This window comes from Roseomonas aeriglobus, from assembly GCA_016937575.1.
GTDB classification, from domain to species: Bacteria; Pseudomonadota; Alphaproteobacteria; order Sphingomonadales; family Sphingomonadaceae; genus Sphingomonas; species Sphingomonas aerigloba.
Genome location: JAFHKN010000002.1, coordinates 3,248,053 through 3,267,106, shown reverse-complemented (window position 1 = coordinate 3,267,106; position 19,054 = coordinate 3,248,053). Strand labels below are relative to the sequence as shown.

The 19,054-nt window shown below is 63.1% G+C and carries 22 protein-coding genes; 15 read left to right on the top strand and 7 right to left on the bottom strand.

What is annotated here, in order from left to right:
- Positions 1 to 167 precede the first annotated feature (167 nt).
- Positions 168 to 1,175, top strand: coding sequence for a hypothetical protein (locus tag JW805_15960; GenBank protein ID MBN2973501.1), 1,008 nt, complete (start codon positions 168 to 170; stop codon positions 1,173 to 1,175).
- An 82-nt stretch (positions 1,176 to 1,257) separates the two neighbouring features.
- Here the strand turns inward: JW805_15960 and JW805_15955 are convergent, their stop codons facing one another.
- Positions 1,258 to 2,178 carry a hypothetical protein gene (locus JW805_15955; protein ID MBN2973500.1) on the bottom strand — a complete coding sequence of 307 codons (921 nt, stop codon included), beginning with the start codon at positions 2,176 to 2,178 and terminating at the stop codon, positions 1,258 to 1,260.
- Positions 2,179 to 2,622: 444 nt separating this feature from the next.
- Between JW805_15955 and JW805_15950 the strand changes: the two genes are divergently transcribed.
- From JW805_15950 to JW805_15935, 4 genes are all read left to right on the top strand, one after another.
- Complete coding sequence (locus JW805_15950) at positions 2,623 to 6,084, top strand: MobA/MobL family protein (GenBank protein MBN2973499.1); 3,462 nt, start codon at positions 2,623 to 2,625, stop codon at positions 6,082 to 6,084.
- A 129-nt stretch (positions 6,085 to 6,213) separates the two neighbouring features.
- A complete protein-coding gene (locus JW805_15945; GenBank protein MBN2973498.1) occupies positions 6,214 to 6,744 on the top strand; it encodes a hypothetical protein in 531 nt (176 codons plus the stop codon).
- A 3-nt stretch (positions 6,745 to 6,747) separates the two neighbouring features.
- Positions 6,748 to 7,380, top strand: coding sequence for a hypothetical protein (locus JW805_15940; protein ID MBN2973497.1), 633 nt, complete (start codon positions 6,748 to 6,750; stop codon positions 7,378 to 7,380).
- 47 nt (positions 7,381 to 7,427) lie between these two features.
- Complete coding sequence (locus JW805_15935; protein ID MBN2973496.1) at positions 7,428 to 7,853, top strand: TrbC/VirB2 family protein; 426 nt, start codon at positions 7,428 to 7,430, stop codon at positions 7,851 to 7,853.
- Between the two features lie 4 nt (positions 7,854 to 7,857).
- On the opposite strand, the gene tadA is transcribed toward JW805_15935, so the two are convergent.
- Positions 7,858 to 8,145, bottom strand: coding sequence for a Flp pilus assembly complex ATPase component TadA (tadA, locus tag JW805_15930; GenBank protein MBN2973495.1), 288 nt, complete (start codon positions 8,143 to 8,145; stop codon positions 7,858 to 7,860).
- A 14-nt stretch (positions 8,146 to 8,159) separates the two neighbouring features.
- The gene (locus tag JW805_15925) at positions 8,160 to 8,420 is read right to left on the bottom strand and encodes a transposase (GenBank protein ID MBN2973494.1); all 261 of its coding nucleotides are present in this window, start codon (positions 8,418 to 8,420) and stop codon (positions 8,160 to 8,162) included.
- 44 nt (positions 8,421 to 8,464) lie between these two features.
- On the opposite strand from JW805_15925, the gene JW805_15920 reads away from it, so the two are divergent.
- The 8 genes from JW805_15920 to JW805_15885 all read left to right on the top strand — a co-directional run bounded on the left by JW805_15920 (position 8,465) and on the right by JW805_15885 (position 14,991).
- On the top strand, positions 8,465 to 8,797 hold the full coding sequence (locus JW805_15920; protein ID MBN2973493.1) for a type II toxin-antitoxin system RelE/ParE family toxin: 333 nt from the start codon (positions 8,465 to 8,467) through the stop codon (positions 8,795 to 8,797).
- 11 nt (positions 8,798 to 8,808) lie between these two features.
- Positions 8,809 to 9,129, top strand: a complete 321-nt coding sequence (locus JW805_15915; GenBank protein MBN2973492.1) for an XRE family transcriptional regulator — start codon at positions 8,809 to 8,811, stop codon at positions 9,127 to 9,129.
- Between the two features lie 97 nt (positions 9,130 to 9,226).
- Positions 9,227 to 10,354: a hypothetical protein gene (locus JW805_15910; GenBank protein MBN2973491.1), complete on the top strand. Its 1,128-nt coding sequence runs from the start codon at positions 9,227 to 9,229 to the stop codon at positions 10,352 to 10,354.
- A 153-nt stretch (positions 10,355 to 10,507) separates the two neighbouring features.
- Positions 10,508 to 10,693: a hypothetical protein gene (locus JW805_15905; protein MBN2973490.1), complete on the top strand. Its 186-nt coding sequence runs from the start codon at positions 10,508 to 10,510 to the stop codon at positions 10,691 to 10,693.
- A 334-nt stretch (positions 10,694 to 11,027) separates the two neighbouring features.
- Positions 11,028 to 12,137, top strand: a complete 1,110-nt coding sequence (locus JW805_15900; protein ID MBN2973489.1) for an alkene reductase — start codon at positions 11,028 to 11,030, stop codon at positions 12,135 to 12,137.
- A gap of 441 nt (positions 12,138 to 12,578) precedes the next feature.
- Positions 12,579 to 13,592, top strand: coding sequence for a hypothetical protein (locus JW805_15895; GenBank protein ID MBN2973488.1), 1,014 nt, complete (start codon positions 12,579 to 12,581; stop codon positions 13,590 to 13,592).
- A complete protein-coding gene (locus JW805_15890; GenBank protein ID MBN2973487.1) occupies positions 13,589 to 14,056 on the top strand; it encodes a hypothetical protein in 468 nt (155 codons plus the stop codon). Before JW805_15895 ends, JW805_15890 begins: the two co-directional genes overlap by 4 nt.
- 177 nt (positions 14,057 to 14,233) lie before the next feature.
- Positions 14,234 to 14,991 (top strand): IS5 family transposase gene (locus JW805_15885; protein ID MBN2973486.1). Its coding sequence is split into 2 segments (ribosomal slippage): positions 14,234 to 14,567 and positions 14,567 to 14,991, totalling 759 coding nucleotides; the frame shifts between segments, so codons are not numbered across the junction.
- A gap of 49 nt (positions 14,992 to 15,040) precedes the next feature.
- Here the strand turns inward: JW805_15885 and JW805_15880 are convergent.
- Together JW805_15880 and JW805_15875 are read right to left on the bottom strand one after the other, a co-directional pair.
- Positions 15,041 to 15,658 carry a hypothetical protein gene (locus tag JW805_15880; GenBank protein MBN2973485.1) on the bottom strand — a complete coding sequence of 206 codons (618 nt, stop codon included), beginning with the start codon at positions 15,656 to 15,658 and terminating at the stop codon, positions 15,041 to 15,043.
- A 191-nt stretch (positions 15,659 to 15,849) separates the two neighbouring features.
- Complete coding sequence (locus JW805_15875) at positions 15,850 to 16,041, bottom strand: hypothetical protein (protein ID MBN2973484.1); 192 nt, start codon at positions 16,039 to 16,041, stop codon at positions 15,850 to 15,852.
- Positions 16,042 to 16,585: 544 nt separating this feature from the next.
- On the opposite strand from JW805_15875, the gene JW805_15870 reads away from it, so the two are divergent.
- Both JW805_15870 and JW805_15865 read left to right on the top strand, forming a co-directional pair.
- Complete coding sequence (locus JW805_15870) at positions 16,586 to 16,750, top strand: DUF3800 domain-containing protein (GenBank protein MBN2973483.1); 165 nt, start codon at positions 16,586 to 16,588, stop codon at positions 16,748 to 16,750.
- Positions 16,707 to 17,444: a DUF3800 domain-containing protein gene (locus JW805_15865; protein ID MBN2973482.1), complete on the top strand. Its 738-nt coding sequence runs from the start codon at positions 16,707 to 16,709 to the stop codon at positions 17,442 to 17,444. Before JW805_15870 ends, JW805_15865 begins: the two co-directional genes overlap by 44 nt.
- A gap of 212 nt (positions 17,445 to 17,656) precedes the next feature.
- Here JW805_15865 and JW805_15860 read toward each other — a convergent pair whose 3' ends face one another.
- Together JW805_15860 and JW805_15855 are read right to left on the bottom strand one after the other, a co-directional pair.
- On the bottom strand, positions 17,657 to 18,526 hold the full coding sequence (locus JW805_15860) for a DUF1738 domain-containing protein (protein ID MBN2973481.1): 870 nt from the start codon (positions 18,524 to 18,526) through the stop codon (positions 17,657 to 17,659).
- Between the two features lie 218 nt (positions 18,527 to 18,744).
- Complete coding sequence (locus JW805_15855; protein ID MBN2973480.1) at positions 18,745 to 19,029, bottom strand: hypothetical protein; 285 nt, start codon at positions 19,027 to 19,029, stop codon at positions 18,745 to 18,747.
- Between the last annotated feature and the right edge of the window lie 25 nt (positions 19,030 to 19,054).

Below are 19,054 nucleotides of genomic sequence, written 5' to 3'. Positions count from 1 at the left end.
GTCAACCGACTAACGACTCCGCTGACGGAAGCGCAATGCGGCCCGATGTATTTGATCCCATTGTGGCAGCTTAGCCCGGTCCTGTCCGGGCCTAAGATTTAGGCAAGGTTTGATCAGGATTATGTGAGCGAACGATGTCGTTCGAACGAAATTTAAGGATCGATATAGTGACCATCGACACCTCAGAACATGATGTCCAAGAGCCTACGGGTCTGACGAGCCGGGTGCGAGAAATTGCATCACGTATTGCCACCGAGACTGACGCTGTCGCTACCGTGACGCCGGCTTCGGCAGACATTCTCGGCGTTGACAACGACGGCGTGCGTGTCAGCTTCGCGATTGATGGCGTCGATTTGATCCTGCTGGTCGATGAAGGATCCAGCAGAGGCCAAAACGACGCATTTATTGTCGACGCGCTGCGCAGCCGCATCGCTGAAATGAGGACGCAGCGAGATCGCTTTGCCGACCATCTTTCGCGCATTCGCAACCGCGTCGAAAGCTCGATCGAACGTGCCAAGGCGGGCATGCGACTGATCAGCTTCGCGATGGAGCCGCTACCGTTCTGGGCGGCGTTCAATTGGCGTCGCGTACAATTCGATGCCGCGATCGAGACGCTGAATCCGATGCTCCAAAACGAGACGATGGTCATCGGCGGCACGACTCCGCGTGCGTTCGCCGGAGACATTGCCATGATGGCTCGGTCGCAGCGGCGCCGCCGCCGTATGAAGGCGCGCCTCGACGCCAACCATGCCGTGCTCGAGATCGATGCGCTTGCCGATGCGGCGATTGCCGCGCATGGCCGAGATTGCAGCCAAGTCATCGCGCAATTGCGAACCGGTTGGCGGCAACTCGATCTGATCAGCGAGGACCTGCCGGGAGACCGCAACACCGTATCGGTTGTGCTGTGGGAGGGGCGGATTTTTCTGTCGGCTCGGCTTGGTAAGACCGCGCCGACAGGACTGATTCACGGCTCCGAACTGCGTATCGACAGAGCGTTGAATGCCGAAGCTCTGGCGCGCGTCGTCGGCAACCCGGCGCATCAGCTTCTGGGCGATGACACAGTCGTTGGCGGTGCAGCGATCACGTCAGGAAGGTCGCGGCGTGAAGGCTATACCGACTTCAAATTGAAGGTATCCCGACGCTTCGTACGAGAGGCAGAATTGCAGGCTGCCTGACGGACGCGTCACATCTTAACACGTGGAGCCCGAGCGCCCTTCCAGGATGCTCGGGCTTATTTCATTGAGCCGCTCATTTTGATCATTCGTCAGTGTCGGACGGCTCATCGTTTGATTCACTCGACGCTCCGGTTCGGAAGCCACCGAGCACGGCTGAATAGTCGTTTCGCAAACCTGTGCGGCGTACGCTGGTGCGACGCTGTTCGTGATTACGGAACGTTCGCTTTCCAAGCGGGCTCAGCGGCTTGCCTACCGCCCTCGCCTCGGCCCGTTCGGCCTCGACGTCGGCATACGCCTCCGCCAGGACCTTCTGGATCGCCCGGTGCAGCTTCATCTCAACCTTCACGTCGCCGGCGAAGAAATCGAGCTGTTCCATGATCGTCCGCGCGGTGTCCTCGCGCTTGGCAATTTGCTCCTCGATCCACGCGCGACCGTGCTCGTCGAGCGTCGCCTCGAACACCGGATCACGCCGCTGATACGCACTGATCGCGCGCAGCAGCGTGAACGCCGGCCCCATGGCAAACATGCCGGCCATGATCCTGCTCTCATCAATCAGAAGCCGGTAACAGACCGCCGCTCGCAAATGAGCGTCGGCTTCCTTCACGGCCTGCTCGCAAAGCGCGTGCCTCGCCTCGGCGATAGCGAGGTTTTCGCGCGCGGTCGCGACGTCCTGTGCCGCGGTGGCACGCAGTCGAACGGCGGACTGCCATGCCCCCCGGGCCGACTTCTTCTGACCGCGCGACGGGTCAACCATGGGCTTACCGGCGACGGGTGCCGCGCCACCTTCAATCCAGTCCAACCACTGCCCTGCGTCGATCTCGTCAGGCAGGATTTCAAGCATCCCGCACAGCAACCGAGTGTCGCGCGCGGGAGCATCCGCAAGTTTGGCGATACGCTCGATCGCGAGCGGATTTTCCTTCGCGGTCAGGATGAGTTCCGCCATCAACCTGCTGAGGGCATTTGCTACCTCGGCGGACACTTTGCTGGTGTTCAGTCCGTCCATCTCCAACCTCCGAACTTCACTTGGCGGAGTGCCAAGCCCGACCGCTTTGCCTGTGATTTGCAAGGGCTTCCGGGTAACCCGACCTGCAGAATATGGAACGCGCGCGATGCGCGCGGGAAGCGCGCGTGGCGCATACACACGTGCGTGCCACGTACGCGCGCATGCGCCGCCCGCATGCGAGTGAGGGAGGAAAGGGGTAGGTATTTGCGCAATAAGGTAGTCGTCGACGACTACCGATGGATGGGGGGAGCAGGATGTTGCTCAGGCCCAGTGGGCGAACGATCCCCCGAAAAACGGCCGGTCGTTGAGGCCGCGGTCCGGCAGGCATCGCGTGGGTCCGCCGCTGTCGCTCCGGAAGGCGAGAAGGTTTATTTCTGAGGTGGGCTGGCCGCCGCGGCGTGTCGGAGTCATCCTATTGCCATGACCTGAGCTTCGAGAGCCACCGTGAACCTGTCCGATCGCCTGTTCCGTGCCAGTGCCGCCGTCCGCGCGATGATCTCGCGGCAGGCGCTGGAGGAGCTCGGCGGAGCGAAGCCCGGGCGGCGGGTCAAGGCTGAGAAGGGACTGGAACGGCATCGCCAGGGCGGGGGATTGTCACGCCGGAATATCGACCTGAGTTTTCCGGCGCCGCCACGCTGGCGACCGATGACAACGGCCGGTGCGACGAGCTTTCACTTCTCGCTATCTTCCGTGAGCAACGTCAGGCCGGCGGGCAGGAAGGCACCGAATGGTGCCCTGGCGTTCGAGCGTTACATCACAGCGGAACAGGACCGGGCGACGGTCAACGAACGTTACGTCGTCGATAGAGACGAGGGTGTAGAAGGTAAGTCGCGAACAGCCTTCGTGGTCAGCAACATCTCGCGCGGTGCGGCGGAGCGCGAGCGGTTCTGGACGGCGGTGAGTGCCGCCGCCTCGACACCATCGCCGCCAGTCTTGAAGATCCGACCGGCATGCGGCGACCTGTCGGAGCTGATCCGCCTGACCGAAGACGCGGCCACGCCACGGTCTGTTAGAGAAGCGCTACGGGAAGTCGTCGATGCGTCGAACGCTGGGAACAAAACGACGTGTCGTCGTGTCCATCGTATCGAACTCGACAACCACGCTCTTCCTTGGGCAGAGGCGCTGGACATCAGCCGGTATGGATCGCGGCGCGATGAGCGGTTGATCCACTTCGTCCATCCGCGCGGCGGGGTCCTGCAATGGCAAATCGAGGCCGAGTTCCCGGATGAACTCGGCGACCACGACAATCGTGCCATCGCCGATGCCTTCGGATCGTTACTCGATAAGTTGGGACTGAAGTACACGATAGCTGCACATGAGTCGACGCACCGCAACGACCCACGAAATCGTCATCCGCACATCCTGATCTATCCCGGCGCATGCCGACAGGGGTATGATGGTCAGTGGGAGTTTCGCGGCGGCAAATTGCAGCCTGGCGATCTCGCCGCCCGATTGGGCGAGGCGACCCGGGAAGAGCTCCTCCGTTTGAGTTTCAAGCAGCGATCCGCTGCCGACGTCGCGGCGCTTCGACATGCCTTTGCAAAGATCGTCAATGACCGGCTGATCGCCTGCGGTGTCCGTCGTCGCTACGATCCGCGGACCTATGTAGAAATGGGGATTGATCAGGCGCCCGGAGAGCACCTGGGCAGCGCCGCAGCGGCGTTGGTCGACGCCGGCTTTGCGGTCGAGATCGACCGTCGGAATGCGGTCAAAGCCTGGTCTGCACGACAGCGGCAGGCAGAGCGGGAGATCGCCGCCGAGCTCGATCAGCACGACGTCGTTCTGCACAAGCTTGATGCTGCCGCACCGGCCGGCGACGAGGACGAACTGGCCAGACTGCGCCTGGCCTATGAGGACGCTCGCGACCGTCTGGCCAAGACCCTACGCGCCGTAGCAGATTGGGATCTTTCGACCGAGATGGCCCGGTCCGCAGCCGAACGCTTAGCGGCGAAAACCTCCGACGTCCTGGCTGCGATTGCGGACGGTTCGGCCAGTGCAGCGGAGGCGCGGGCGGTCGCGACCTATCGTGCCCGCAGCGATATCGCGTGTGCACATCTAGACGCCGTGAACGAAGCAATTGAGCCGCATGGCGATACGGTGCGCGCGGCGCGACGCGAGGTCGCGAACCTCCGCCAAAACCTCGCCCAGCTCGATCGGAAGATCGATGCGGCAATCGAGCGGCAGAGCGTTTGCGAGAGTCGTGATCGGACCACTCGGCGGTGGGCCGATGACACCGTGCTGATGCCGGATCGTTATCCAATGCCGCTTGATGGCGAAGCGCATTTCGATGCGCTTTTAGAGCATCTGACGCGGCAGCGGTCGGCCGAGTGGTCGACCCCGGCAAACCGCTTCGTGTTCATCGTTCGATCGGATAGCGACAGCAAACAATATGCCGCTATTGGACTACGTCCGGCTGACCGTACGCTGGTTGCGCAACAGCCCTACAAGCGGCGGTTCGATGCCGTGCTGCAAGAGGCCGGCAAGCTGCAGGACAAGGAGATCGGGCGCGTCATCGACTACATCGCGGCGCACGGTGAGGCGTCGCTGCTCGGCTCGGACTCCGGCGCGCCACATCGGACCGTTCGCCGGCACTATAGGCTATACCGACATCACCCAAGGTTCGGCGATCTGCTGCCTGGCGCACAGGCCAGATTCGATGCTTCGCAGCGGTCCTTGGTAAATGCGCCACCCGCGGCGGGGCAGCCCGCCGCCGTGCTGTCCGCTGAACCTGCCGCTGTTGCGGACTCGGTCTTGGAAGAGAGGCCGATTGAGTTGTCCGCTACCGTGACCACGGTGGTGATCAAGGCCGTTGTTTCGACGAAGACGTCCCGAAATCTCAGCGAGGCAAATGCCCGGGATGGCTGCGTCGCGTCGGCATCGCAGGCCGCGATGAATACTACCATTCAGTCGGCGGCGCACATCCCACCGCAGATACCCGCCGATGCTGACATAAGCGGTGACAAGCCGGATCGAGGAGGGGGCTCGATGCCCCTTCCGGCCGGTCGGGATGCGCTGCTGCCGGAAGCGAGCGATGACGAAGCTGAACCGAGCCGTGAAGATGCCTCGTCATTGCCGACCAAGGCCAGTTCTCAATCGCCAGCTGGCCCGCAGACAGCCCAAAGCGACGGGGCTGAAACGATTGCTCGGCCGTCACTGAAGATGCCCGGTGAGCGTCAAGCACAGATGGCATCGTTAACGAGCGAAGCCGTGCCGACGCCGCTCTCCTCGCCTTCCGACGCCGCGGACAAGGAACACAAACCTGTCGCAGCGGCAGCAACGCTGGACAACCCTGTTGCTACCGAGCGAAGAGCTCTCGGCGCTCCTGCCGCCGCTGAAATCGCTCCCAAGCGTACGACGGCAACGACGTCGCCGAGAAGTCGTCCGCAATTATCGCCAGAAAGCGACGAAGTTTCTTCTCGACCGACGCTGATGGAGCAAGCCCGCCGTCTTGCAAGACAGCGTGCGCCGATGTCCTCTGCCGCCACGATTTCGTCACCGACCACCACGTCGCCGTCCGTTCCAGATCACAAGGCCGAACGGCTAGAGCTTGCCCGACAAGTTGTCCGCGACTTCAGAGAGCATACACTCTATCAGCGCCTTCCGAAGGCAGAGCGCGAAGTCTTCGAAGCCGCGCTCGTCGGCCCAATGACCGATCTGGTGGACGGGCATAGTTCGCTCAGGATCGAGAACGGCAAGCTGCTGGCGGCAGGCCGGCATGACGAGATTATCGATCGGCTTCGCGTCTTGGCGGTGTCCGATTGCGGTTACTGGCTTCTGGTCAATGCTGCGAAATCCATGCCGGCCGAACCGCAGACCGGGAAGGCGTGGGCGGTGATCGATCAGACAGGCGTGGCTGCCGCCACGCCAGCATCAATCGACCAGGGCCGCGGGCACTCACAAAGGTAAGGCGCCATCGATCAATCGGTGGCGTGGGGAGGATCGTAAAGGAGCCTGCGGCTGTACCGTAAGGTGAAATTTCCCTGTGCGCCTCGCACGCTCGCAGCCGGCGGCAGCGCCGAACGAGAAGACCCTCAAGTGACCAACGACAATCGCACGCGCCGCGTCGCAGAAGCGCACGCCATCGGCGCGATCCTCGCGCTCGTCAGAGCCGCCGGATGGACGGTAGAGAAAGATGCCACGACCGCGCTACCTCTCGACTTCTGGAATTATCTGTACGTGCCGGAGGCTTCGTTGCTGCTCGTGCCGGCCATCGAAGACCCACGGACGATGCGCGGATCGGTCGCTGCCGGCGTCTGCGCGGCGCGTAGCGACGCGCTGGTCGTGTCGCTCGGCCAAGGCGTCGACGGTATTCGGCAGATGTCAGTGTCGATCTGCCAATGGTCGATGCTCGGCACCCATTGGCATGGGCCGCATTTGCCGTGGCTGGCAGCTGACGGCGCCGTGTGGGTGGTGCCCGATCACCGCGCACCCGTTGATGCTCAGCCTTCGTTTCGCCTCGGCGACGACGCGCTTGATCTGCGCTCAGCGCCTTTCACCAATCAGATTGATCACCGTCGTGGCCTGATCGCTGCGCGCGATCTGATCGATCAGGCTCTGGAGGGCTGAGCGATGGATTGGATCAGCCCAGCGAACGCGATGAGCATGGTATTCGACGACCCGGCACGGATCGGCCCGGACCCCGATTTTGGCTTCGCGCTGCTTTGGTCGGGTGATGGCAAGGGCGGCAGTCATCGCACTGCCGACCTCGCCCGCGCAAAGTTACAGCCCCGGAAGCCCTCCGCAGCTGAAATCAAGGCTGCGGGACCAGAGTGGGCGGTCACCGCCGCTGACCATCGGCTGCTTCTGGCCGATGGAGTGGCTGATGTTGGCGGCGCTCGGGTGTTCTTCGAAAGCTATGACGCAGCGGTATTGCCTGGTCAGAACCTATTGGCCGTGATGCAGACGTTGCGCTTTCCGCCGTCGTTGCCCCGTCATGCTATGATGCACGCCGCCTACATGTACGTAGCGCTATGCCTGCAGCCGAAGGCGCTCAGCAGCCTGATCGTGCAGCACATGCCTTCGGACATTCGATCGAATCGCGCGCCGCACCTTCACGTGGTGACTCCTGTTTTGACCCATCACTTGTCCGGCTACAGTACTGTCCATTCAATGTTCGCAGACACGCCTGCTGAGATGCACCGAGCCTTCTCGGCAGACTGGCAACGTGTGCGTCAGGCGCTGGCAACGCTGCCCGCCGTGTAGGACGTTTATTCGACAACTGCCTGCGGGTTAAAGCCCTCCGCAGGCAGTTGTCGAAGCTAGATCGCCGTGACTTCGGCGACCAGATGGCTTACGATCGACGAATGTTGAGCGGAGGGCAACTCACAGGACAAGACGCTGCGATTGTCTCATCGGCGCGTTGGTTTGAGGGCGCTCTACTTGGCAGCTTTGCAACTGCTGTCGCGATCCTGGCAGTCGCGGCCATCGGATTTCTGATGCTGACCGGGCGAATTGACTTGCGCCGCGGGGCGAGCGTCGTCGTTGGGTGTTTTATCCTTTTCGGTGCCTCGACCATCGCGTCCGCCTTGCGATCGGTGGCACAAGACGAGATGCCGGCGACAGCGGTAATCGCCCCGCCGGCCACGGTCGCGGCACCTGTCGCTACGCAACCACCGCCACCGGTTCCGGCATTGTCGGATCCCTATGCGGGTGCCTCGGTGCCGCGGAACCGCTGATTTCTCAGCCGGCCGATTGTTTCAGCACGACGTCGGACACGAAACGACGTCCGGCTGTCCGACCAAGCTGGACGAACACATCGATGGTGTTGCGAACGTAGCGGACGACGTCGCCATGAGTCAGGCGCGCCCCAGATTGCAGGACCAAAAGCGCGAGTTGCTCAACAGTGCCTGACGGGCTGTCGGCATGGATCGTCGTCATCGATCCCGGGTGGCCGGTGTTGACCGCGCGGAGAAAGCTGAAGGCTTCAGAGCCCCGCAGTTCGCCCAGGATGATACGGTCGGGGCGCATGCGTAGCGACGCGGTCAACAGGTCATCGGCCGTACGCCAGGGTCAGACGCTTGCCCGGCCGGCTCGTTCACAACCACCGGCACGAGCACCGGCTCTGCCCGGCGGAGCGCCGCACGACGCCAATGGTAGATCAGGCCGCGGGCAACGTCGTGGCGCCGCGCCACATCCCAAACCCTCGCACCGGACCGAAACGCCTCCACCAGGATGCGCTCGCGCTGCTCATCGCTCCACCGACGCCGACACTCCGGCCCCGCCATTATCGTCATCTGCGCCATAGTCGGTACGGACGTCTTTACGTGCGGCTGTAAGGACATCCTCGATCCGCCACCCGACCACTGCAAGGCAGCGCCCGCCGGATGTCCGAAGCGAGTTCGGACACGGCCTCTACCTAGCCCAGCTTGGAATGAGACACGTCAACGCCAAGCCGTACGGCTCGAGTATCGAACTGATCGAACGGTACGACGGGGACACCTATCGCTGCGTCTACAACGTCAAGATCGACGACGATATCTACGTTCTCCACGCCTTCCAGAAAAAATCGACGAGCGGCATCGCCGTTCCGAAGCACCAGAAGGAAACGATCGAAGCTCGACTGAAAGCGGCTCAAAGATTGGCTGCCGAGAAGAGAGCGCAACGCAAACAAGCCTTATAAAGGACCCCGACATGGCAATCGAGCATGTGACCTCCAGTGGCAACGTCTTTGCGGATCTCGGCCTTTCGGATCCGGAAGGTCGTTTGGTGAAGTCCAAGCTCGCCGCCGCTCTTCAGCGAAGGATTGGCGAACTGGGGCTGACGCAGACCGCTGCCTCTGCTCGCATGGGCATGCCACAGCCCAAGCTTTCCAAGATCCTCCGCGGCCGTTTCGACGGCATCAGCGAAGCTTACATCGCCGATGGCCTCCGGAAACTCGGCCACGATGTCAAGATTCGAGTCCGGCCGCGACATGAGGGGATCGGCGCAGTGCGGGTGCTGGAAACAGCCTAACCGCGTCGGTCTGTCAGCGGCTCTCCTTGTGGGCGGCTATAGAGTTTGGGGGTGGCGTTTGGCGTCTTTTGGAATGACCTATCTGTCGCCCGACGCGATGCGCGAGGCGCGCAAATTCATGAACTCGGACCAGAAAGGGGTTCGGGACGAGATCGGGTTCCTGATCGTCCACCAGCGTTACGCCGATCGGTTCTTTCCCGGCACGTCGGTCCTGCATACCCGCTTGCGCTATGTACTCTTCGTGCCCTGGCTCTACCGCGATGAGCATCTCAAGCCAGCCAAGGGGCAGCGCGCACAGGAAAGCGTCAAGCGGCGCGAGTACCTGCTCACCGGGCGCCTAATCAACGAACCGGGCGGCGTGATCGGCAGCCGCAATTATCCCTCTCCGGTCGAGCAGCGTCCCAGCCAGGTCTATTGGGGTGCGCTGCAACGCTGGGGCCTGGTGCGCGAGCAGGAAGGCAGCGGTCCGCTTAGCCGCTATCAGGTCGAACGGATGATCGCGGGCAAGCCGGGGGCGCTGCTGAAGGACGACGAAGGAACGTCGCTCGGAGGAGGACCCTGGCCGTTCGTCGTTCCGGAGCCGGCCGACGATTGGTACAGCGAGGGCAAAGGAACGCTGAGCTTCGATCTCACTCGTAGCGAGCGGAAGTTCCTCGCCAAACGACTGCGAAGCCTGACGTCGCCCAGAAATCCCGGGGCGAGATCGATCTTCTCGCTGTTGGTCGGGCACGACGTGTCGTCGAGCCGTACTGCTTGGGGTCCACAAGTCCGGGACCTTGCGGAAACCGAACGGCCAGCGCTTGAGCGGGCCGGCCACGCCGCTGCTCTCGCCGCGATCGGCCGCGGCGTTTACGCCGCCCAAGTGGAGACGCTGTGCGAGGAGCTGGACCGTAGCAAGCGCTCCGATACGCAACGCGCGGCACTGACCGGCATCGTCCAGCGCTGGAAGGCCCAGGCTGCTCGCCTGGACTGGCCAGCTTTTCTCGACGATATGACGGACCGGACCGAGTTAGCTCCCGTCGTCTCTGTTGCGCTTCAGGACACGCTCGCATGGATACGCGCCGGACACACCGATCCGATGCGGTTGGAGCGCGTGTACCGTGACGCCGAAGAGGCGCGAAAGGGGCGACGAGCGCGGCTCTCACGCAGCCAGTTCGGCGTCGATCAGCGTGCGGACTGGGACAATGATCACCATCCGCTGGGTGCGCCGCTTCATTACCGCTGAGACCGGGTGCAGATGCTGCTGCAGGACCTCGTCGGCGCATGAGAAGGGCGCCGAAGGACTTCCCCGGCCAGGCCTTTCTTGAGCTCCTGCGGCCACCCAAGCTGAGCACAACCCGCTTGGTGGACGTTCAAGCATGCCGACATCGATCGCCACGTGCTCGCATTGTCGAGGAGCCGTGACATCGCACGGTTCGACTACCTCCAGCGTCAGCGTTTGCTTTATCGCCTCGCGCTCGGCCAGCCGAACCAGGAGGATCTGGTCAATCATCTGGCGAGAGGCAGCGACACTAAGATCGCCGAACTGAGCGCACTGGCTTTGGACCTGAGGCCGCTCGAGTAGACCGATGGTTCAACTCGCGGCGCCATCAACCCGGCAACAGGCAGGAAAGCGGAGGTCCGCGCAATGATGCAGCCAGCTCTGGTACTGCCCAGTTAAGCCGATCGCGGCGAGGACCAGGTGATTGACGAACTCACGGACGCGGACGACTTGATTGAAGAGCCAGGGAAGCGCGTGACGGCGCGTCATTGCGGGAAGGTCGTTATCGCGCCCGCGACTGTTAACAGCGAAGCGTAGCACGGCTCGTCCCGATGAATCTGGCCGAACGCCGGACCGTAACGGCAGCTTGTCCGTTCAGCGTTCCTAATCTTGCACTGCTTGATGGATATCGCCGACCATGCCCGACCATTCCACATCGCCCATATTGCAGCCCGTCCAGATCGGTGACCTGTCGCTGCGCAACCGCATCGTCATGGCGCCATTGACGCGCAGCCGTTCGAACGAAGACGGGATCCCGCCCGCTTTCGCCGCAGACTATTACGCACAGCGCGCTGACGCCGGGATCATCATAAGCGAAGCAACCAACGTATCTCCCCAGGCGGTCGGCTATGCGTTGACACCGGGCATCTGGAACGACCAGCAAATCGAGGCGTGGCGCCCGATCGTGCAGGCCGTCCATGATCGTGGCGGCGTCATGTTTCTTCAGTTGTGGCATACTGGGCGCATCTCGCATCCGGACCTACAGGGCGGAAAGCCGCCGGTCGCGCCATCTGCGATCAAGCCGGTCGGACAGGCGTTCACCAAGGAAGGGATGAAGGACCACGTCACGCCACGTGCACTCGAAACCGACGAGATTCCTGGCATCGTCGAGGATTATCGCCGCGCCGCCACCAACGCCAAGGCGGCAGGGTTCGATGGGGTCGAAGTCCATTCGGCGAACAACTATCTGCTCGAGCAGTTCGTCCGCGACAGCACCAACCGGCGAACCGACCGCTATGGCGGGTCGATTGAAAACCGTCTGCGCTTCCCCCTCGAGGTCGTTGACGCGGTCGTCGACGTTTGGGGCGCAGGGCGTGTCGGCATTCGGTTGTCGCCAGCAACGACAATGCCCGGCGAGACGCCGCTCGACAGCACCGTGATGGAAACCTTCGGCACCTATGTTGATGCGCTGTCTCAGCGCGGCCTGCTCTATGTCCACGACATCGAGGGCGTGACGCAGCAGACACGTGACGCAGATGGCGTCGACTTTGGTGCGCTGCGCAAGCGCTTCAAAGGGGCTTATATCGCGAACAACCAGTACACGCTCAAGCTGGCCGAGGAGGTTCTTGAGCGTGGCGATGCCGATTTATTCAGCATGGGGCGGCCCTTCATTGCCAACCCCGATCTCGTTGATCGCCTGCGCACAGGTGCGCCGCTTGCAGAGGCGCCAAAAGAATATTGGTATGGCGGCGGGTCGGTCGGCTATTCCGACTGGCCGACGATGCGCGGAAATCCGGATCGCGGCTGAGCCAGCCCCACATCAGAGCCAGCCGTAGGATCGAGCTCATACCGCAGGTTAATCGCGATGAGGCCTCCGGGTGTCGGTGAGCGAGGTCGGGGTTGTGGCCACCGTCGGCGCAGGGGCGATCGCAAGTCCAGCCGCCGCGCCGACAGTGCTGCCATTGGCGCTGCTTCTCTAAATTTTTCCTCGGCAAGATGCCGTGCGGTTCGGCGGGGAGAGCGCCTATGACGCAGTCCCCGCTTCGGACATTAATGGGGGTCCGAAGTTGGAGCTCCGAAGATGACACCTGAATGTCCGGGATTGGGTCTACTGTGCAACGGATTGCGGTGTCGTTAAAAGCACGAACATACGAGCGGCTACAGGTCACGTTACCGATGGGCCGGTGCATTGCACCCTCTACCACAGCTGGTGCGTTAGCGCGCCAAGCCGCTGACCGGAAAGGGACACATGTCCACCGATTTCACCCGCGCTGACAATGCGCACCGTGCGCCCGTCCGTCGCGAGTTCACTGCGACTACGAAGCCGCTGATCGTCACGCCTACCTTCGTCAGTCGGGTTGACGGTACGTCGCGCGGCGTACGCCCGCAGGACGAAGGGTCGTCGAAGGACCGGCAGGGCGATGAGGTGACGAGCCCCGATCGCCACCCGCACGAACTGGCAATCGAACTTGATCCCAACTTGGCCTTCGAGCACTGGGACGAATATTGGCGCAAGGTCCATGGCCCAAAATTCGCGTGGGACGAGCCGGGTAGTTCCTCCGAACGGGTGCTACGCTATGATCAGGTGCACCGTCTCGCATCGGGGCCATCCTGCTTCTTTAGCCCGCCCTATCGCGCGATGGTGGACGAGAGCGGTCGGTTGCCGGAAGATCCCGAACGCCGCGTCCCCGTCTTTCGCCGCCCGCGCTGGGACGGTCTCGCCTATATCACCTACGCCGAGGAAGCCGATATCGAGCGGGTGCTGGGCCAAGAGAAGTTCGCCGAGCGCATCATCGCCGACGAGCAGACCGCGTTCCGCATGGTAACCCGCGAGATAACGCGTGAGTTCATCCTTATTCCGTCCGCGCGCCACCGCGATCCGATCAGCCTGGTCAAGATCCATATGCGCCGCCCCGAACTCTCGCGGGAGGTGCTCCAGCGCCGTCTACTGAACGAGCATGCCGAAGTGGTGATGAAGGCTCCGGCGACCCATGAATTCGTGCGCCGCTATGCACAGCTCCACAATATCGGGTCCACACAGGAAGATCCGGAGGGATCGAAGATCGATGCCGTCTCGATCCTCGCCTTCGCATCGATGAACGACGTCGAGGACTATCTCGTCAGCGCCGACCATGCCGCGATCGAGGCGTCCGAGAACGTGCTGGCCAGCGAGGGATCGGAATGGTGGAGCGCGATCAACTACTCGGTCATCAACCGGTTGCTGCCCGAGCTTGCCACTGACCGGAACGGAGAAGAAGCATGAAACCGTACAAGGCAGCGATCGTAGGCGGACTGGTGGCCGGGGTGGTCACTACGTTGGTCATGACGGCGGGGCGCAAGAGTGGCGTGCTCGGCAGGACGCTGGACCGCGATGCGGTCGACTGGATCGACGACACGACCGGCAGCCGGGCAGTGATCGGCGAGGCAGGTACGACGGCGGTTGAGTTCGTCAACCATCTCGGTGCGTCGGCGGCGTTCGCGGCGGCGTGGCCGCAACTGCGGCGTCTGGCTCCCGACGTGCCGGTACCGCTGCTCGCAGCGGCCTATGGTACTGCGCTTTACGCGGTGAACATCGGCGGGATCGCGCCCATACTCGGAATCACCGAAGGCGAAACAGCGGCGGGCGCGCGCAAGGCGAGCGAACGCTGGGCAGTACACATTCTCCAGACGGTCGTTACGGGGCTAGTCGCCGAGCGGCTGACGGACGAAGAATTGCGTCCGGAATGACCGTTTTTGGTCACTGTGAACGTGCGAAATCCGGTTGGCTTCCAACTCAAAGCTCGTCATTAAATTGATTCTTACCTGCCCCTTGCGGATGGTGAGAGTTCGTATCGAACTTGGCTAGGGTCAGGACCCATTGATGTGATCGTCGCGATCTGATTCAGGCTCCACAAGGAGACCGGGATGAGCGACCTGTTTTGGCTGACGAATGAGCAGATCGAGCGGCTGCGGCCATTCTTTCCAAAGAGCCACGGCAAGCCGAGGGTGGACCACCGGCGGGTGCTGAGCGGCATCGTCTTCGTAAACCGCAATGGGCTGCGCTGGCGAGATGCACCCAGCGACTACGGCCCGCACAAGACACTGTACAATCGATGGAAACGTTGGGGCGAGGCCGGTGTGTTCACGCGAATGATGGAAGGTCTGGCTGCAGCTGGCGCCGAGCCGCAGACGGTCATGATCGACGCAACCTACCTGAAGGCGCACCGCACGGCATCAAGCCTGCGGATTAAAAAGGGGATCTCGGCCGCCTGATCGGCCGCACCAAAGGCGGTATGAACACCAAGCTGCATGCCGTCGCCGATGCAAACGGGCGCCCCTTGAGCTTCTTCATGACCGCGGGACCGGTCAGCGACTACACCGGCGCGGCAGCGCTGCTCGATGACATGCCGAAGGCGCAGTGGCTGCTCGGCGACCGCGGCTACGACGCCGACTGGTTCAGGGACGCCCTTCAGGCCAAAGGCATCCAGCCCTGCATCCCAGGCCGCAGGTCGCGTAACGAGCCGGTCCGGTACGACAAGCGCCGGTACCGGCGCCGCAGCCGCATCGAGATCATGTTCGGCCGCCTCAAGGACTGGCGCCGGGTCGCCACGCGCTACGACCGCTGCCCCACCGCCTTCTTCTCCGCCATCGCCCTCGCTGCCACCGTCATCTTTTGGCTGTGATCAACGAGTCCTGACCCTAGGGCCGGTCCAGCGTGGCGCGGACCTCATGCTAACCGATCGCGCGATATTCGTCGGCGATGGTGTGCAGCTTGTCTTCTGCCAGTTCCTGCACAAGCTCGGGTTGGTCGGCAAAGCCTTCGGCCCCTTGGCTGAACAGGTCCACCGTGATCGTCCCGCCCTTCGCCTCGTAGGTGTCGCGTCCGACGAAGATGAACGCGCCGCTGGTGGTGTCCACCTTCTCGGTGGTGAGCATCCGCCGGATGGTGTGTGCGTGGCCGTTCGCCGCCTTGCAGACCTTCACCTGCTGGTCGTGGTCGTCGGTGAGGGTGAGCGCGCGCGCCGCCTCAAGCGACAACTGATCCTTGGCGATCAGGTCGATCAGCGCCGGTGCCAGTGCGGAAAGGCGAAGCATCTTGTAGACGAAGCTGACTGCCTGACCGAACCGGGCCGCGATTTCCTCGGCGTCCATGCCGGTGTCACGCAGCGCCGCGAAAGCGCGGATGCTGTCTGCCGGGTGCATGTCCTCGCGCTGGAAGTTCTCCGCCAAAGACAATTCGATGGCTTCTTCCTTGGTGCGGATTTCGACGGGGAACGCATCGCCGTTCTTGATCGCCTTGCGCTTCGCCAGTTCCTTGAGGCCCCGGTAGCGCCGCCCTCCGGCGAACACATGGAACAGGCCGTCTTCCTCGTAGGCGCAAGGTTCTGCAACAGGCCGTGCGCGGCGATGTCGTCCGCCATGCTCTCGATGGCGGAGGGCTTCACCCGGCGTTGATTGAGCGGGAAGAGGCGAAGCTGCGACAGCTTTACGGTGGTGAGAGCCATGATGATGCTCCGTAATTTGGTGTGTCTGGGGGAGGGTCAGCCTTCGAGGCTCGCCAGTTCGTCGAACTCGGCGGATGCGCGGGTCGCGGCGTCGCCCGCGTAGGTCGCGCCGGTGCGCGGATAGAAGAAAACCCGGTCGCCCTTGGCGTAGGGGATGCCGTCGGGGCTGGTTCCGGCCACCTTGGCACGCTTCCAGTACGGGTCGCCGTTGTATCGGGTGTAAGCCATTGTCCTTTCTCCTTCTTTCGAGGCGCAGCCGGTTGCCGCTGCAACCGATCTGCCCCTCCGGCGAGGAGCGGGACGGGGAGGGAGGAGGAAAATCGATGGCTTGGCGCGGGCAGGCCGCCCTAGCGCGGCCGACGCCCCCAAGGGCGTCGGGTGCCGCGCTCGGCGGACCACACGGGGCCGTCTATTTTCCTTCGGGAACGAAAGGGCAGCAGCCCTGGTGTTCCCCGCGACGGCGGGCCTCCGGGGGAGGGCTGCGGCGCCCTGCAAAGCGGTGTTCGCGCCGGTTGGCGCGGCCACAGGTGTGCCACGTGGCACACCTCACGCGAGGATCGTCACCCGCTCAGAGCCGAGACGCCGGCACGCTGGCTCGGGCGGTGCGCGGCACGCGTGCCGCTAGAGCCGTGCCCGGCAGGGTCGCGCCCGATCGGTTTTCCCGCTCAGGATGTTGCCCACTCTCCATCCGACGTTCTAGCATCACCCTCCAGCGCGCGGGCGCGGTCGTGCAGTGTGACCGTTGGTGCGAAAAGGGGATGCGCACACGACCATGAGCTGGAGCTTTTTCATCGATGAATCGGGGCAGGATCAGCGTCACTCTCCCTACGAGGTCCTGGCCGGCATCGCTGTCGAGGATCGCAAGGTCTGGCCGCTGATCCGTGATCTGTCCGATGCCCAGCAGCATATCTTCGGGATGCGATTGTTCGAGGCCTAATGGCCGTGAGGCGAAGGCACAGAAGCTCCTCGATCGGAAGACGTTCAAGCACGCGGCGCAGCTCGAGCCGATCGAGCATGTCGAGCGCGCACAACTCGCCCGGGAATTGCTGATCGACGGAACCGCCGTCACCAAGGCGCGGTTGACCGCGCTCGGACAGGCCAAGGTCGAGTATTGCCGCTTCAGCCTCGACCTGGCGCGTCGCCACGGTGCCAAGGTGTTCGCGACGATCGTGCCGCAGGAGGCACCGCGCCCCGAACGGAGCGAAGCGCTCCGCAAAGACTATGCCTTCCTGTTCGAGCGCTGCTACTATTTCCTCAACGGACTACCCGGCGATCCGATGGGCTATCTCGTGTTCGACGAGCTGGACCGGAGTGCGGCGCACATCCTGCTCGGCCAAGTGTCGAACTACTTCGTGAACACGCGCAACGGGCGGAGCCGGTCGCGGCTCATCATCCCGGAACCGTTCTTCGTCCACAGCGATCTGACGACGCTGGTCCAGACCGCCGTTATCGTCGCCTATGTCATCAGTTGGGGACTCCGTCTGAGGCGCATGACGGCGCCGGCGCGCGAGGAGCTGCGCCCGCTGGTCGACCTGGTTCACCGGTTGCAATTCGCGCGCGAGACGGAAGGGGGCGATCGGATCTACGGCTTCAAGCTGATCGACGATCTGCGGCCGAAGCCGAGGCCCTGAAACGAAAGAAGGCAATGCTAGCGTTTCCGCCGACAAAGCCTCCGAAAACCCATTTAATCGATTCGCCCTGATTTTCAATTACCAAGTCGCAAGCACATTGCCGGCGCCGCCTGCTCGCGTAGCGGGCGGGCGGGCGGGCGGCGCGCGATTTTCCGGCACCGTGACCGTACCGACGCGCCCCCCGGCCCTTACGGAGCCGGGGGCGAGGCGCCTTACGCCGCTTCGTCCATATCCGCGGCCTTCTCGACGGCCATCCGGCTTAGCAGCCAGTCGGACGCGTCCTGCGCGAGCCGCGCAGCGGTGAAGATGCACTTCTTGTCGTTGCGGAGGGCTTGGAGCCAGTTCGCCAGATAGGCGGCATGATCCTCGCGGTCGTGAAGCTTGATGCCGATGGTGGCGCTGACGAACGCGGCCCCTAGCTCGGCAACCAGTTCCTCGCGGGCGTAGTCCTCGCGCTTCGTGGAAATGAGGGAGAGACGGGCAAGTCGGTCGACGTGTCCTGTCGCGTGGCAAAGCTCGTGCGCCAGGGTCGAGTAATAGTCGTCGCTGGTGTGGAAGTCGGCAAACTGCGGCATGACGACATGATCGCCGCTCGGCTGATAATAGGGCTGCGAACCGAAATGCTTGAGGGTGACCGGCACGCGGGCAAAGAGCGCGTCCAGTTCGGCGTCCCGCTCGTCGGGATTGGTCGCTGTGATGATCGGGGCGGGAGCCGGATATTTCGCCTCGATGCCGTCGATCTGCTCGGCATTGAAGACGGTGTAGCGCTTGAGGAACGCCACCTGACGCTTGCCGTCCTCGGCACGCTCTCCGCCCTTGTCGGCGTCCACCTCGATCTTGTTGGCATAGACGACGGTCGAGCCCTTCTCGCCCTTGCGGACACAGCCGCCGAGCGCGAGCGCCTGCTTGAAGGTCAGCCAATGCGGGGAGGCATAGCCCTTCGTCATGGCGGCAACCCAAAGGGTCAGGACGTTGATGCCGCGATAGGGAACGCCCGTCGAGCGCAGCGGGATATTGGGCGTAGGGACACCGTTCCACGATTTCGACCAAGGCCGGGTGCCCGCCTCGATCATGGCGATCATCTGATCGGTGATTTCCTGATAGATGTCGGCCCGGTTGTCGGTGATCCGTCCCTTGATTTTTCCTTTCCTTCGAGGCTGAAAGCCGGTCGCAACAGCAACCGGCTCTGCCTTTCCGGCGAGGAACGGGATGGGGAGGGAGGGCGAGAATCTTCCGCTGGCGCGGGCGAGCCGCCCTAGCGTGGCCGACGCCCTGCAGGGCGTCGGCCACGCTTGGCGGATTACACGGGCGGTCGATTGTCGTTCGGGAACGAAAGGGCAGGCGCCCTTGGTGTTCCCCCGGTACGGCCGAGCCTCCGAAGAGGATCGTCGCACCCGCAAAAGGCGTCTCGCTCGCGCGGCTCCGGTGAGGTTTTGCGATGCGGCACGTCATAAGGCAGCCGCTCAGCCCGACAGAACATCAGGCGCGGAGGCATTCCAACAAAATCAATAACGCGGCTTTTGTATAATGCCAAAAAGGTATTGTGGGGGAGCGAAACGGCATTTTTCTTGATGATCGTGAGCATCTAGCCTCTGCTCAACGAGGAGAGG